At 63.7% G+C, this 15,787-nt stretch carries 13 protein-coding genes; 12 read left to right on the top strand and 1 reads right to left on the bottom strand.

Annotated elements, in window-relative coordinates; all coding sequences use genetic code 11:
- Positions 1–51: 51 nt before the first annotated feature.
- Genes AC1D08_RS22930 through AC1D08_RS22975 form a run of 10 tightly spaced genes read left to right on the top strand, consistent with a single transcriptional unit; the run spans position 52 to position 10,964 of the window.
- Positions 52–1,581: a sugar ABC transporter ATP-binding protein gene (locus AC1D08_RS22930; protein ID WP_477303111.1), complete on the top strand. Its 1,530-nt coding sequence runs from the start codon at positions 52–54 to the stop codon at positions 1,579–1,581.
- Positions 1,578–2,528: an ABC transporter permease gene (locus tag AC1D08_RS22935; protein ID WP_457152920.1), complete on the top strand. Its 951-nt coding sequence runs from the start codon at positions 1,578–1,580 to the stop codon at positions 2,526–2,528. Before AC1D08_RS22930 ends, AC1D08_RS22935 begins: the two co-directional genes overlap by 4 nt.
- Before the next feature lie 2 nt (positions 2,529–2,530).
- On the top strand, positions 2,531–3,499 hold the full coding sequence (locus AC1D08_RS22940; RefSeq protein WP_457152921.1) for an ABC transporter permease: 969 nt from the start codon (positions 2,531–2,533) through the stop codon (positions 3,497–3,499).
- 36 nt (positions 3,500–3,535) lie between these two features.
- A complete protein-coding gene (locus tag AC1D08_RS22945; protein ID WP_457152922.1) occupies positions 3,536–5,209 on the top strand; it encodes a GMC family oxidoreductase in 1,674 nt (557 codons plus the stop codon).
- A 1-nt stretch (position 5,210) separates the two neighbouring features.
- The gene (locus tag AC1D08_RS22950; protein ID WP_457152923.1) at positions 5,211–5,618 is read left to right on the top strand and encodes a hypothetical protein; all 408 of its coding nucleotides are present in this window, start codon (positions 5,211–5,213) and stop codon (positions 5,616–5,618) included.
- Positions 5,619–5,647: 29 nt separating this feature from the next.
- The gene (locus AC1D08_RS22955; protein ID WP_109661499.1) at positions 5,648–6,025 is read left to right on the top strand and encodes a carboxymuconolactone decarboxylase family protein; all 378 of its coding nucleotides are present in this window, start codon (positions 5,648–5,650) and stop codon (positions 6,023–6,025) included.
- Positions 6,022–7,521 carry an aldehyde dehydrogenase gene (locus AC1D08_RS22960; RefSeq protein WP_457152924.1) on the top strand — a complete coding sequence of 500 codons (1,500 nt, stop codon included), beginning with the start codon at positions 6,022–6,024 and terminating at the stop codon, positions 7,519–7,521. Before AC1D08_RS22955 ends, AC1D08_RS22960 begins: the two co-directional genes overlap by 4 nt.
- Positions 7,522–7,546: 25 nt before the next feature.
- Positions 7,547–9,049 carry an aldehyde dehydrogenase family protein gene (locus AC1D08_RS22965; protein WP_457152925.1) on the top strand — a complete coding sequence of 501 codons (1,503 nt, stop codon included), beginning with the start codon at positions 7,547–7,549 and terminating at the stop codon, positions 9,047–9,049.
- Positions 9,050–9,061: 12 nt separating this feature from the next.
- Positions 9,062–9,976, top strand: a complete 915-nt coding sequence (locus tag AC1D08_RS22970) for an SMP-30/gluconolactonase/LRE family protein (RefSeq protein ID WP_477225454.1) — start codon at positions 9,062–9,064, stop codon at positions 9,974–9,976.
- A 58-nt stretch (positions 9,977–10,034) separates the two neighbouring features.
- On the top strand, positions 10,035–10,964 hold the full coding sequence (locus tag AC1D08_RS22975) for a LysR family transcriptional regulator (protein ID WP_457151873.1): 930 nt from the start codon (positions 10,035–10,037) through the stop codon (positions 10,962–10,964).
- Positions 10,965–11,477: 513 nt separating this feature from the next.
- Here AC1D08_RS22975 and AC1D08_RS22980 read toward each other — a convergent pair.
- Entirely contained in the window at positions 11,478–12,596 is a 1,119-nt protein-coding gene (locus AC1D08_RS22980) for an NAD(P)/FAD-dependent oxidoreductase (protein WP_457151872.1), read from the bottom strand.
- A gap of 116 nt (positions 12,597–12,712) precedes the next feature.
- Here AC1D08_RS22980 and AC1D08_RS22985 point away from each other — a divergent pair, with 116 nt between their 5' ends.
- Together AC1D08_RS22985 and AC1D08_RS22990 are read left to right on the top strand one after the other, a co-directional pair.
- A complete protein-coding gene (locus AC1D08_RS22985; RefSeq protein WP_457151871.1) occupies positions 12,713–13,618 on the top strand; it encodes a LysR substrate-binding domain-containing protein in 906 nt (301 codons plus the stop codon).
- Between the two features lie 89 nt (positions 13,619–13,707).
- Complete coding sequence (locus AC1D08_RS22990; RefSeq protein WP_457151870.1) at positions 13,708–15,786, top strand: hydantoinase/oxoprolinase family protein; 2,079 nt, start codon at positions 13,708–13,710, stop codon at positions 15,784–15,786.
- Position 15,787 lies beyond the last annotated feature (1 nt).

Raw genomic sequence — 15,787 nt, forward strand, 5'->3', positions numbered from 1 at the left:
CGTCCAAGGACGCGCACCCGGGTGTGATTTGATTGTTTTGAGCGTCGGATAATGTCCATTTCTGTTATCGAACTCAGCCAGATCGAGAAGGAGTATCCCGGCGTAAAACCCCTGGACAAGGTCGATTTCGCCGTACAGCCAGGCGAGATTCACGCCCTTCTCGGTGAGAATGGCGCTGGCAAGTCGACCCTTATCCGCGTCATGGGCGGGGCCGTGAAGCCGAATTCCGGCGCCATCACCTATCTCGGCAAGCGGGTCTCCTGGCAATCGCCAAAGGCCGCGCGCGCCGCCGGCATCCATGTCATTCATCAGGAACTTGCGCTTTTTCCCGAACTGTCGGTGGCCGAAAACATTCTGATCGACGCACAGCCTCGCGGCCGGTTTGGGCTCATCTCCAATCGTGCCCGCCACGCCCGCGCCGCGGAAATCCTCGCCCAGCTCGGGGTTAGCATTCCCACGCACGCAAGGATCGACGAACTGCCGCTTGCCGACCAGCAGATGGTCGAGATTGCAAAAGCGCTGGTCGGCAAGGCCAGGCTGCTCATCCTGGACGAACCGACCGCTGTCATTGCCGGCCACGAGGTCGACCTTTTGTTCGAGAACATGCGCAGGCTGCGCAACGAGGGCGTCGGCATCGTCTATGTCTCGCATCGGCTCGAGGAAATTTTCGAGATCGCCGACCGGGTAACAATCCTGAAGGACGGCCAGGTCGTCGGCATGAGCCCGGTGGGCGAGATCAGCCGCGAAGAGATGATCACCAAGATGGTTGGCCGCAGCCTCGGCCAGATCTATCCGGCGCGGCGCGCGGCGCCGGCGGATGGGCCGGACATCCTCAGCGTTCGCAACCTGCGGGCCGGTCCGCGCGTACGCGACGTCAGCCTGAGCGTGAAGGCCGGAGAGATCGTCGGCGTGGCCGGCATGGTCGGCTCGGGGCGCACGGAAGTCGCGGAGGCCATTTTCGGCGCGCGCGCCGTCGAAGGCGGGGTGATCGAGTTCGACGGCAAGCCGTTCCCAAAGAGAGTGCCGAAGGATGCCATCGCCGGCGGCCTCGGTTTTCTGACCGAGAACCGCAAGGACGAGGGCCTCTTTCTTGGCCTTCCGATTTCCGCCAACATCATGGCGCCGGACCTCCAGGGCATTACGAAATATGGCCTGATCGACCGCTCGCGGGAGCGTGCGCTGGCGGAGCGCCAGATCCACGATTTCTCGGTCGCAACACCGTCGCCTGATGTGAAGGTCGGCAATCTGTCTGGCGGCAACCAGCAGAAGGTGCTGTTCAGTCGCTGGTCCAGGATCGCCAATCGGCTGCTCATCCTCGACGAGCCGACACGCGGCGTCGATATCGGCGCCAAGGTCGAGATCTACCGCATCGTCCGGCGTCTGGCGGATTCGGGCGTCGGCGTCCTGATGATCAGTTCCGAACTGCCAGAAATCGTTGGTCTGTCCGACAGGGTCTTCGTGATGGCCCAGGGCCGCGTCGTGGGCGAAGTCGAAGGCGACGCTCTCGGCGAGGAGGTAATCATGGATCTCGCGGTAAGATCGATCGAGCGTCACAAGGCGCCAGCGGAGGAGATCGCATGAGCGCCATCGCCATGGATATTCGCCGCAACCGGCTGATGATGTCGTACCTGATCGTTGCGGTGCTGCTGGTCATGCTGGCTGTTGCCGGCGGTTTCCTGTCCGACCGCTTCCTCACTTGGCGCAATGTCGGCAATCTGTTCCAGCAGCTTATCGTGCTGGGCATGGTCAGCCTCGGCCAGACCTTCGTCGTGCTGATGGGCGGCATCGACCTGGCGATCGGCTCGCTGGTGAGCGCGCTGACGGTCTTCCTGGCGAACTTCCTCGAATGGCGGCCGGACCTGGTCTGGCTGGCGCTGCCGCTCGCCCTGGTGGCCGCGACCGCTGTGGGGGCGCTCAACGGGCTGCTGACGGTTGTGCTGCGCGTCCATTCGCTGATCGTGACGCTCGGCATGTCTTCTGTCATTTTCGGCGGCACGCTGATGTATCGCAAGGAGCCCGGCGGTTCGGTGCCGCGCGCCTTCGCCGACGTCGCCTATGCCAAGGTCGCCGGCATTCCGGTCAGCGCCATCATCCTCGTAGCCATTTTCGCCTTGGCCGGCCTCTGGCTACAGCGGACCCGTTCGGGCCGCAGCATCTATTTCGTCGGCGGTGATCGGGAAGCGGCAAGGCTGAACGGCCTGCCCGTCGACCGCATCGTCGTGCTTGCTTACGCGCTGTCCGGCCTGTGCGCCGGCATCGCGGCGATTTTCCTCACCGCCCGCACCGGTGTTGGCGATCCGCGCATCGGTGCTGCGCTGACACTTCAATCGGTGACGCCTGTCGTGGTCGGCGGCACCATACTGGCCGGCGGCAGGGGCGGCGTGCTTGGCACGTTCCTCGGCGTACTGCTGGTCACCATGCTCAACAATTTGCTGAATTTCGTGAACGTCTCGTCCTACTACCAGTGGGTCATCCAGGGTCTCATCATCATCATCGCGGTCGGCATCCACACTTCGAGGCGGAGATAACGATGGCGCCTCTCGACACTCCGATGCCGCGCTCACGAGGCCTGTCGCTCGCGACCATCTTCGAACGCTATGGGCTGGTGATCTTCCTGGCGGTGCTGATGGCGGTCGCTGCGGCGGCGTCGCCGACCTTCCTGCGGCCGGCCAACCTGGTCAATGTGCTGACCATCGCGGCACCGCTCGGCATGGTCGTGATCGGCCAGACATTCGTGATCCTGGTGCGCGGGCTGGACCTGTCGGTGGCGTCCCTGATGGCCACGGTCGCGGTGCTGGCGACAGCCTTCAAGGCCACCACCAACGACGCCATTCCGCTGATCTTCCTGGCGGCGATCGTCTTCTCGGCCATTGTCGGCTTCCTGAACGGATGGCTGGTGGCCAGGCGCAACGTCAGTCCGTTCCTGGCGACGCTGGCGATGATGATCATCCTGCAGGGTATCCGCTTCGCCTACACTGGCGGTGCGCCGATCAGCACCTTGCCGCCTGGCATGGGCTTTCTGGCCTCCGGGCGCATTCTTGGCGTTCCCGTCAACCTGATGACGCTGGCGGTGCTGGCGATTGCTTTTGGCATCGTGCTGCATCGATCGCGCCTCGGACGCGAGATATTCATGGTCGGAACCAACCCCAAGGCCGCGTTCCTCAACGGCGTCGCGCCTGATCGCGTGATCATCCTGTGCTACGTGATCTGTTCGGTCTGCGCGGGAATAGGCGGGCTGTTCCTGCTCGGCTATGTCGGCACCGTTTCGAACTGGGTCGGCCAGGGCTACGAACTGGACTCCATCGTCGCCGCCGTCATGGGCGGTGTCGCGCTGACCGGGGGGCGCGGCAACATCTTTGCGGCGCTGCTTGGCGTGGCCGTGCTGATGGTGATCAACAATCTCGTGCTGCTGCTCGGATTTCCGATCGAGATGCAGCTCATCATCAAGGGCATCATCATCATCGGCGCGGCGGCGTTTTACCGGACGCGCCTCGTCTGACACGATGTTGCCATTGGACCGCAAGGGAGGAAGAAAATGACCGTTGAAGTTCTGGCGGATCGCAGTGCACGGGCAAGGCGCGACGAGGAAGTCGATGTCGTGATTGTCGGCGCCGGTCCATCCGGCTCGGTCGCAGCCCTCCATCTGGCGCGCGCCGGCATTTCCGTCGTCGTGCTCGAGCAGGGCGAATGGCCGGACTATGCCGACTATACGGGTGCCCGTCCGGAGCACGAGCTTGTCAGCACCAAGCTCTGGCATCCCAATCCCAACGTCCGCGACAATCCCAACGACTATCCCGTCGACACCTCGACGACGGACATCAACCCGCTGATGTATGCCGGCGTCGGTGGCAGCGCGACGCTCTACGGCGCGCAATGGATGCATTTCCTGCCGTCCGACTTCCGCGTGCGCTCGATGGATGGCGTGGCCGAGGACTGGCCGTTCACCTATGAAGACCTGTTGCCCTACCAGCTCGAGATCGAGCGCGAAGTGGGCGTGTCTGGCCTTGCCGGCGATCCGGCCTATCCGCCGCGCGGCGCGTATCCCTTTCCGGCGCTCCCCATGGGCTCCGTCGGCCAGCGCGGTGCGCTGGGTATGGAGAAGATGGGCTGGCACTGGTGGCCCGGCAGCAACGCCATCCCGTCGGAGAAGTTCGGCGAACTCAATCCCTGCGTGCGCCGCGGAACCTGTCTGACGGGCTGTCCGGAGGGCGCGAAATCGACGACCGACCGGTCGCATTGGCCACTGGCCCTGAAGGCCGGCGCGCGGCTCGTCACCCGTGCCCGTGTCAAGGAGATCGAGACCAACGACCAGGGACTGGCGACCGGCGTCGTCTATGTCGACGCGAACGGGCGCGACCGGCGCCAGCGCGCCAAGGTGGTGATCCTGTGCGCCAACGGCGTCGGCACGCCCCGGCTGCTGCTGATGTCGGGAGGGGCCGGGAACCCGGACGGCCTTGCCAACTCTTCGGGCATGGTCGGCAAGCGGCTGATGATGCATCCCTTTGCAAGCGTACTCGCCTCCTACCAGGATCCGCTGGATTCCTGGCGCGGTCCCTTCGGCCAACAGGTCTATTCGCTGGAATTCTACGAGAGCGACGAAAGCCGCGGCTTCGTACGCGGCTCGAAATGGAACTGCATGCCGTCGGGCGGACCGGTCGGCATATCCGGCGCGACCGGGTCCAAGGTCTATGTCGCCGAAAGCGGCCGGTTCCAGGATTTCTGGGGCGCCAACCTGCATGAAAATGTAGCGCGCCGCTTCGGCCACTCGCTGATCTGGGGCATTGTCGGTGAGGATCTTCCGGAAGAGAGCAACCAGGTGGTCCTGTCGAAGGATCTGGTGGATTCCGATGGCCTGCCCGCGCCGCAAATCGTCTACAAGGTCAACGAAAACTCCAACCGGCTGCTGAAGTTCAACATCGACCGCTGCCTGGAATCGGTGCGCGCCGCCGGCGCCATCGAGACGCTGGTTTCGACGCCGGTGCGTGAATCCGGCTGGCATCTCATCGGCACCACCGTCATGGGCGACGATCCGAAGCGCTCGGTCGTCGACCAATGGGGCGCCTGCCACGACGTGCCGAACCTCTACATCATGGATGCGTCGACCTTCCCGACCTCGGGCGCCACCAACCCGACGGCGACCATCATGGCGGTCGCGCTACGCAACACGCGCCGCATGATCGCCGAGCGCCGCAACCAGAAGGTGGCCTGACATGTCAAACCAGAACACTTTCTTCGCGCTCGCCGACTTCCTCATCCCCGCGCATGGCAAGATGCCGAAGTTCAGCGACGTCTGCGGTTACGCCGATGTCGAGAAGTCGCTGGATTTTCGTATTGATCTGAAGCCGGGCTTTGCGCGCGGCATCGCAGTCGATCCGGCCAACGGCGCCGAGGCTCGCCTGGAAAGCCTCAACAAGGAGGATGGCGAAGCCTTCTCGGCGATCACCACGATTGCCATCGCTACCTACTACATGAGCCCGCGCGTGCGCGAACTGATCGGTTATCCCGGCCAGGAGAACGTCCCCTACGATTCCAAGGCGACGCAGACCTACCTGACCGACGGCTCGCTCGGCCAGGTGGTCGCGCGCGGCCGCAAATATCGGCCGAGCCCCGGCCTTTGATCTCCCAAGCAACTGGAAAGGACCATCCAATGGGCAAAGACGTTTTCGACAAGGGTTTTGAAATCCGCAAATCGGTTCTGGGCGCCGAATTCGTCGAGAAATCCTTCGCCAGCGCCGACGATTTCAATCGTCCGCTGCAGGAACTTGTGACGGAATATTGCTGGGGCGCTGTCTGGGGCCGCGACACGCTCGACAAGAAGACCCGCAGCATGCTGAACCTCGCCATGCTTTCCGCGCTCAATCGTCCCCACGAGCTGAAGATGCATGTGAAGGGCGCGCTGACCAACGGTGTGACCAAAGACGAAATCCGCGAAGTCCTTCTACAAGTCGTGATCTATGCCGGCGTGCCCGCGGGCGTCGATTCCTTCCGGGTGGCGCGCGAAGCAATGCAGGAAGTCGGCGCATGACAACGCGTCCGCCGCTGGCCACGGAAAAGCTCTCGATGCTGATCGGCGGCCGCTCGGCCGCCGCGCAGTCGGAGGATTTTTTCGAATCCTTCGATCCCTTCACCGGCAAGGCCTGGGCCCTCGTTCCGCGCGCTGGCGTAGCCGATGTCGATGCGGCCGTTCAGGCAGCAGCGGCCGCGTTCCGCGGTGAGTGGCGGACGATGACCCCAAGCGCGCGTGGCCAGATCATGACCCGCTTTGCCGACCTTGTGGCGGAGGAGGCCGAAAACCTGGCTGTTCTCGAAACCCGCGACAACGGCAAACTGATCAATGAAATGCGGATGCAGTGCAAATACATCCCGCAATGGTTCCGCTTCTTTGGCGGCCTTGCCGACAAGATCGAAGGGCGTGTGATCCCGATCGACAAGCCGGGGGTGTTCAATTACACGCGCCGCGAGCCGCTCGGGGTTGTGGCCGCGATTACGCCGTGGAACTCGCCCTTGATGCTGGCGACGTGGAAGCTTGCCCCGGCGCTCGCTGCCGGCAACACGATCGTCTGGAAGCCGTCGGAATTTTCCTCGGTGTCGGCATTGTTCTTCGGCCGGCTTTTCGAGAAGGCGGGCTTTCCCAACGGCGTCGTCAACATCGTCACCGGCTTCGGCCATGAAATCGGCGACCGCCTCGTCACGCATGCCGATGTCGCGAAAGTGGCGTTCACCGGTGGCGATGCAACCGGCCGCCGCGTCTATCAGGCTGCCGCTGGCGGGCTTAAGAAGGTGACGCTCGAACTCGGCGGTAAATCCGCCAACATCGTTTTCGCCGACGCCAAGATGGATGCCGCCATCCCTGGCCTCGTTTCCGGTATCTTCGCCGCGACGGGGCAGACCTGCATCGCCGGCTCGCGCGCGCTTGTGCAGCGCTCCGTCTACGACCAGGTGACGGAGAAGCTGGTCGCCTTCGCAAAGACCGCGAGGATTGGCGATCCGCTCGATCCCGAGACCCAGGTCGGTCCGATCACCACCCTGCCGCAGCGCGCGAAAGTGCTCGACTACATTGGCATCGCCAACGGTGAAGGCGCCGCGCAATTGCTCGGCGGCAAGATACCCGAGGACAAATCGATTGCCGACGGCTGGTTCGTGGAGCCGACGATCTTCGGTAACGTGAAGCAGTCCATGCGCATCGCCCAGGAAGAGGTCTTCGGACCTGTTCTGTCGGTCATTCCGTTCGACGACGAGGACGAGGCGGTGGCCATCGCCAATGACACCATCTACGGACTTGCGGCCGGTCTTTGGACGCAGGACCTCGGCCGCGCAATCCGCCTGCCCGAGCGGCTCGAAGCCGGTAGCGTCTGGGTCAACATGTACCGCGCCACCAGCTATCTCTCGCCTTTTGGCGGCTACAAGCAGTCGGGCATCGGTCGGGAGAACGGCCAGACCGCCATCTACGAATATCTTCAGGAAAAGAGCATCTGGATCGATGCCGGGAATTCCATTCCCGCGCCGTTCGTCCAGCGCTGATCGAAGAGACCCTTCGGAGGAAATCATGAACATACGTTTCGATGCGGTGCCGCCGCTCGACCCCAAGGTGGCGGCGTTCGTCGGCGGCAGGCATGCGATGCTGATCGGCAACGCGTGGCTGCCTGCGGCCTCCGGACAGTCGCTCGACGTCATCGACCCCTCGAACGGCCGGGTCATCGCGCAGGTGCCGGCTGGCGATGGTGCCGATGTCGATCTGGCGGTCAAGGCCGCGCGGACGGCGATCGACGGTCCCTGGTCAAAAATGGTGCCGGCCGAGCGCGCCAGGCTGATCTGGAAACTTGCTGATCTGATTGACGCCAATGTCGATATGCTGGCAACGCTCAATTCTTATGAGAGCGGCAAGCCAATCGGCGATTCCCGCAATGGCGAGGTGCCGTTCACGGCCGAGACGTTCCGCTACTATGCGGGATGGGCCACCAAGATCAACGGCGAGACGATGACCATCAACGCGCCGGGTGACTGGCATGCCTACACCCGCCGCGAGCCGGTCGGCGTCGTCGGCCAGATCATCCCGTGGAACTTCCCACTCAGCATGCTCGCCTGGAAGGTGGCGCCGGCACTGGCGGCTGGCTGCACCATCGTGCTCAAGCCGGCCGAGCAGACGCCGCTCGGTGCGCTCTACTTCGGTAAGCTGGTCCAGGACGCCGGTTTTCCGGAAGGCGTGGTCAACATTCTGACCGGCTTTGGCGAAACGGTGGGTGCGGCTATGTCGGCCCATCCCGACATCGACAAGGTTGCTTTCACTGGCTCGACCGAAGTCGGCCGGCTGATCGCACGCGCCGCGACCGGCAACCTCAAGAAGGTCAGCCTGGAGCTTGGCGGCAAGGCGCCAACCATCGTGCTCGGGGACGCCGACATCGACATGGCGGTGGCGGGCGCCTCGAGCGCGGCATTCTTCAATGCCGGCCAGAGCTGCGGCGCGGGAACGCGGTTCTTCGTCCACAAGAAGATCTACGACAAGGTCATGTCCGGCATTGCCGAGCGTGCCGAAAAGCTGAAGCTCGGCGCCGGGCTTGATCCCTCAACCGAGCTCGGCCCCGTCGTCTCTCAGCAGCAGATGGAACGCATCACCAGGTTGATCTCGGAAGGCAGGAGCGACGGTGCCGAAATCGTCACCGGTGGCGCGCGTGCCGGCGACGTCGGCTATTTCGTCGAGCCGACGGTCATCTCCAGGACGCGGCCGGACATGTCGGTGATCCGCGAGGAGATATTCGGGCCGGTGGCCTGCGCGATGCCGTTCGACGACGAGGATCTGGACCAACTTGCCAGGGATGCCAACGACACCGAGTATGGCCTGGCTGCATCGATCTGGACCAACAATCTGGGCGCCGCGCATCGGCTGGCCGCGAAAATCAAATCCGGCACGGTCTGGGTCAACTGCCACAACTTCAACGACGTCACCATGCCGTTCGGTGGTTTCAAGCAATCGGGGTGGGGGCGCGAACTTGGCGAACAGGCGCTGCAGCTCTACACCGAGACCAAAACCGTCGCGATCCGGTTGCCATAGGCGAGGCGGTCAATGTCCTGCTACGAGACGATCGACACACGGTTTGGGGAGCTGATCGATCCGGTCGCATTCCTCGAAACCGTCCATACGGGAAATCGCTGGGCGGAGGGACCGGTCTATTTCGCCGACCTTCGCTCGCTGATCTGGAGCGATATTCCCAACGACCGCATGCTGCGATGGGACGAGGAGACGGGAGCGGTTTCGCTTTTCCGCGGCCATGTCTCCAACCCGAACGGCAATACACGCGACCGAAACGGAAGGCTGATCACCTGCATGCAGGGGGAGCGTCGCGTCGTGCGCACGGAATGGAACGGCACGATCACCCTTCTGGCCGATTCTTTCGATGGCAAGCCGTTGAACTCGCCGAACGATGTGGTCGTGAAGTCCGACGGCAGCATCTGGTTCACCGATCCCAATTACGGGATCATTTCGGATTATGTCGGGCGCAAGGGCCTGCAGGAGCAACCGGGCTGCCGCGTCTACAGGATCGATCCCAGCTCGGGAGTAGTCACCGTTGTTGCCGATGATTTCTCTATGCCGAACGGGCTAGCCTTCTCGCCCGACGAGAAGCACCTTTACATTTCGGACTCCGGCTTCCTCACAGACCGCACCGCCCCGCATCACGTCAGGCAGTTTGACGTTGACGGTGACAAGTTGGTAAATTCCCGCGTCTTCGCCGACATATCGCCTGGCATTCCGGATGGCTTTCGCGTTGACGTTGCGGGCAATCTCTGGATCAGCGCGTGGGATGGCGTACAGTGCCATACGCCCCAAGGTGAGCTCATCGGGAAAATTCAGGTGCCGGAAATGGTTGCGAACCTGACCTTTGGTGGACCGCGCAACAATAGGCTGTTCATCACAGCGACAACGTCGGTCTATGCCGTTTTCCTAAATGTCCGGGGCCAGCAGTACCCGTTCGGCACGTGACACGGACACCACTGAGTCAGCCTGGAAGCTCTGTAGCAGTGGATGGTTAGGGCGAAAGTTGGACACGAAACAGCTACAGGTATTCATCGCCGTCGGTGCGGCTGGCAGCTTCTCGAAGGCCGCGCTCGACCTCAACGTCACCCAGCCGATGGTCACGCGCCATATTCGCGGGCTTGAGGAGGAACTCGGCGTCGAGCTGTTCTATCGCAACGGCCGCGGCGTCGTGCTGACCGAGGCGGGCGTGCTTCTGAAGGCCCATGCCGACGAGATCGTCGAGCGGATGCGGCTGGCGCAGAATGCAGTATCGAACCTCAAATCCTCGCCGAAGGGGAGGTTGGTGCTGGCCGTGCCGCCCTCGGTTGGCACCGTGCTGACCGTGCCCTTGGTCAAGAAGATCAAGAACGAGTTTCCCAATGTCGCGCTGCAGGTGATCGAAGGCTTCAGCGGCCATATCCTGGAATGGCTGATCGCCGGTCGCATCGATGCCGCCGTGCTCTACAATTCGCCGAACCATCCTTCCGTGCTGACCGAACCGCTGGCCGATGACGAGCTGTTTCTGATCGGGCCGGTCTTGTCCGAGCGCGCGCTGCCGCGCGGGCCGGTCGGCCTCAACATCTTCGCCGAGCTGCCGATGATCCTGCCCAGCCGCCCGCACGGACTGCGGCGGCTTATCGATAACACCTTGGCGGAGCATGGCATCTATCCGCGTGTAGAGATGGAGCTGGAGGCAATGCCTTCAACCTTGCTTCTGGTCGAGGAGGGAACTGGCTATACGGTTCTGCCCTACGCTTCCGTCCACCTCCTTGTGGAGGCTGGCCGCATCGAGGTCTGGCCATTCGACCCGCCGATTACCCGACAGCTGATCCTCGCGACCTCCTCGCAGCGACCGATGTCCTCGAACTTTCGCCCCCTCTTCCGTGCGGTGCGCACGGAACTGCGGGACATCATATCGACACACATCTGGAAACCGACAAGCCATATCGAATAGCTGCACGAGCAGGATAGTGTGCAATTCGGCTGCCTGCTGCCAACCAATAGCTCCCGATGGAAAGAATTTGATGCGGAATACGATGCTGGGCTTCGCGGCACTTGCCCTGGCCGCGTGCCAATCGGCTCCTGTGGAGCCGCGACCCGCCGCTGTCGAACCTCCTTCAGGTCCCGTTGCCTGACTACGAGGGGATTCAGGCACAGCGCAACCGCGACTGGAAACCGACTTTCGGACGATAGACGAAGCGGGCCTTTAGAGCGGCAGACCAAGGACTTCAGTCTTACAATGGTAGTTGTGACGACTATTCTGGCCGCGCTGCGTTCCCCTTTAGCCCTTGCGGCATCGCCATTTCCTGATTAAGCGCCAACATCCAAAAAGAGGTACAGTTAACAGCCAAAAGCATCAGCAGGGGAGCCGGCGCTCGCGCGGGAAAGTGGCAGCACGATCGCAAAGGACAAGTCTGATCACAACGCGGTGCGAGCCCGTCTGTGCTCTTTAGGCTGCTGCTGCTCTTTAGGCTGCGTGGGCGAAGCGATCGACCCTGAAGTCGTCGAGCGGCGTTTCGCAATGGTCGGTGGTGATGAGTTCGGCCATGGCGTCGCCCACGCCCGGGCCGAGCTGGAAGCCGTGTCCGCAGAAGCCGAAGGCGTGGAACAGGCCTGGCGTCGTCGCCGAGCGTCCCATGACCGGCAGCATGTCCCGCACATAGCCCTCGCAGCCGGACCATGTGCGGATGACCGCCACATGCGCGATTGCCGGCAGCAGCCGCGCGACGGCGCGCAACTGCACCGGCAGGCGCATGGGGTCGGCGTTCGCATGGCCCGGATCCAGGTTAACCGCCACCCTTTCGGCGGCGCCGCCGAAGACGATGTTGCCCCGCTCGACCTGACGCAGATAGGCGCCATGGTGCTTATCGCGCGTCCAGATGCCGACCACCGGCAGGATCCGATGCGGCAGCGGCTCGGTCACGCCCATCTGCGGGCCGTAGGCATCGAGCGGGATCACTTCGCCGAACTGCGCGGCGATGCGCGCGCCCCAAGCTCCGGCAGTATTGAGCAGGCAGCCGGCGGCGAATGTACCTTTTGAACTGGCTACAAGGAAACCGGAGCCCGTGCTGGTGATCGTCCCGACTTCGGCTCCCTCGACGATTTCCGCGCCCAGCTTGCGGGCAGCCTCGGCAAAGGCAGGTGCGATCAGCCGCGGATTGCCGCTGCCATCTTGCGGAGAGAACGACGCGGCGATCGCTTCGGGACCGAGGCCGGGAAAGCGGGCATGGATCTCGCGCGGGCCGAGTTCCTCTAGCTCAAGGCCCCAGGGGCGCGCCGCCTCGGCATAGGTCCGCATGTCTGCGAGCCCGCCTTCATCGAAGATCAGCCGGATATGACCGGTGGCGCGGAATTCCACGTCGCGGCCAAGCATTCTTTCGGCCTCGCCCCACAGCCTGAGCGAACGGTGGGCCAATGGAAGCTGGGAGAGATGGCGCCCGGTGCGCCGGATGTTGCCGAAGGAGGCGACGGTTGCACCGGTGCCGATCCGATTGCGCTCGACCAGCGTCACGCGTGCCCCGCGCCTGGCGAGGAAATAGGCCGAAGCCGTCCCCATCAGTCCGCCGCCCAGCACGATCACATCCATAGTCGTTCCTTAGCGTAGAGCAGCCGATCCTTGGATGTATCCATCTTGTCTGCGCCACGGCATTGCGTCAAAGATGGGTTTGGATAACAGCCATAAGCTTTACCTATGGAGTGGCAATGCGGGCCCGGCAGCTCGAAGTGTTCATCGCCGTCATGCGTGCGGGCACCGTGACCGCCGCGGCGCGGATGCTGAACATCTCCCAGCCTGCGCTCAGCCAGATCCTGCTCCACACCGAGGACGAACTCGGCTTCACGCTGTTCGAGCGGGTGAAGGGCCGGCTACGGCCGACCCCTGAGGCGCTGGAGATTTTCGCCGATGCCGAGAGGCTGTCGGCAGGGCTCGAGGGCTTGCGCCGCAAGACCACCGACCTGCGTCTGGGCCGAACTGGGCTGGTCCGGGTCGCGGCTTCGCCACCGCCGGCCATGGCGATATTGCCGCGCGCGTTCACCGGATTCCGGGCGCAGCATCCCGATATTTTGCTACGTTCCCATATGGCGCCGATCGCCGCGATCATCGACATGCTGCGCGCCGGCGATGCCAGCCTCGGCGTGGCCATGGACGACCGTCTGCCTCCCGATATCGAGGCGGAAGTGATCGGCAGCGTCGGATTCGCATGCCTTTTGCCCATAGGGCATGCGTTGGCCAGGAAAACCGAGCTGCGGCTCGCCGATCTCGCCGGCGAGGAATTGATATCCTATCGCGGAAACACCCGTCCCGCCGACGAACTGGCCCATGCGGCCCGCGCGCAGGGTGTGGCGCTTTCGCTGTCGCTCGAGATCGACGTGTCCATCTCCGCGGTCGGCTTCGTCCAGACCGGTCTGGGTATCGGCCTCGTCGACGCGCTGCTTCCGTGGCACCAGTTCGCCGGGCTTGCCGTCAGGCCGCTCGCGGCGGGGCCGGAATTTCCGATCGCGCTGCTGACCTCGCGCACACGGCCACTTTCGCGGGCCGATGAGATGATGCGCGAGCAAATCCGTGCTGCCTGTTCGGTGGTCCTCGGCGAACATCGCGCCAAAGCATAAGCAAGACTTATATCCTTGCCTCTCATCCATCTTGGACCCTGACCGTCCGCTCGTGCCAGTTTTGGTCGGCAGACAGGAAGGGACGCATCATGGACGGTGCCATCGCGGTAAATGGGGCGCGGAAAGAGGCCGACTGGAAGGTCGGCGTCGATATCGGCGGGACATTCATCGATTTCTGCGCGCTCGAAGCCCGCTCCGGACGCGTCGCTTCACTGAAAGTGCTGACGACGCCGGAAGATCCGGGTGCCGAGCTTATGACGGGTCTTGCCCTTCTGGCCGAACGCGAAGGCTTTGATCCTGCCCACATGACGCGCTTCGTGCATGGCACGACCGTCGGCATCAACACGATCATCCAGCGCAAGGGCGCGCCGCTGGCGCTGTTCACCAATGCCGGCTTCGAGGACGTGATCGAACTCGCGCGGCTGCGAATGCCGGACATGTATTCGCTGTTCTGCTCGCGGCCGGATCCGCTGATCTCGCGTGACATGGTGTTTGGCATTCCGGTTCGCATGCGTGCCGATGGGAGTGAATCCCAGGCACCGGACATGGCGGCTGTCGAGAGGGCGGTGGCACTGGCGAAAGCGAACGGGGCGCAAGGGATCATCGTGTCCTTCCTCCATTCGTGGCGCAACGCCGCGCAGGAAACCTCGGTGAAGGCGGCGATCGCGCTTCTTGCGCCCGACCTCTTCGTCTTCTCCTCGGCCGAGGTGTGGCCGGTCATCCGCGAATACGAGCGTAGCTCGACCGCCATCCTTAATGGCTATGTCCATCCGCGCGTCTCGTCCTATCTGACGGCGCTGGAAGAGAGACTGAAGGACCGCGGCGTGCCGGCCCGCCCGATGCTGACGAAGTCGAACGGTGGGCTGATGAACGCTGCCGAAGGCAAGCGTGCCTGCGTGAACATGCTTTTGTCGGGAACGGCCTCCGGCGTCATCGGCGCCTCGTGGCTGGCGCGCCAGGCAGGCGAGGACAAGGTCCTTACCCTCGACATTGGCGGGACCTCGGCCGACTTCGCGCTCATCATCGGCGGCGAGGCGCAGTTCGGGACAGGCGAATTGATCGGCGAATTTCCGCTCCATATCCCCTCCGTGTCGGTGAGCTCGATCGGCGTCGGCGGCGGCTCGATCGCCAGTGTCGACGCACAGGGGGTGCTGCGGGTCGGGCCGGAGTCGGCCGGTTCGACGCCAGGACCGGCATGCTATGGCCGTGGCGGCGAGCGGCCGACGGTGACGGACGCCATGGTGGTGTGTGGATGGCTCGGTCACAGCGAGATGGCCTACGGCCAGCTCAGGATCGATACCGGGCTGGCGCATCGCGCCATCGGCGAACTTGCCGCCCGCCTCGGCCGTCCAGTCGAGCAGACCGCGCAGGCGATCCTCGACATCGCGGTGTCGGAGATGTTCGTCGAGGTCGAGAAGCTCGCCTCGCGCGCCGGCGTGGACTTGCGCGATTTCACGCTGATGCCCTTCGGCGGCGGCGGCCCGATGCTCGGCGCCTTCCTTGCCCGCGAACTCGGGATGAAGCGTGTCATGGCGCCCCGCCGTCCCGGCGTGGTGTCGGCGCTGGGCGGGCTCGTGGCGGACCTGCGCGGGGACTTCATTCGCACCATCTTCAGCCTGCTGTCGGGCATGTCGCTCGCCGGAATTCGCAATGCCTTCGAGGCCCTCGCCCAAGAGGGTCGCGACTGGCTCGCGGCGCAGGGGCATGAGGGGGCGGCCGAACTCAGTCTATCCTGCGACATGCGCTATGTCGGGCAGAGTTATGAGATCGAGGTCGTCCTTCAGCCGGAATGGCTGACGGACGGCAATGCGACCGCCATCGCACAAGCCTTCCACCTCACCCATGAGCAGCTCTACGATTTCCACGACCCGGACGGCGAGATTGAACTTGTGAATGTCCGGCTGTCCTCAGTGGGCGCGGGGCCGAAACTCCACTTCCCGGTGGTCGACGTGATCGACGCCCCGGCCATTCCGGCGCGCCGTCTCCCGGTCTACACGGGCGCGAGCGTAGAGACCGTCGATCTCCACGACCGGCAGGCCCTCGTGCCGGGCAGCACGTTCCATGGGCCTGCCGTGGTCGTTCAGGAAGACACCACTTTTGCCATTCCCGCGGGAGCGCAGGCAAGGGTCGACCGTCACCTTAACCTTCTGCTGACGTTCCCGGAGTAAG

This window comes from Mesorhizobium sp. P2_E6, from assembly GCF_056403835.1.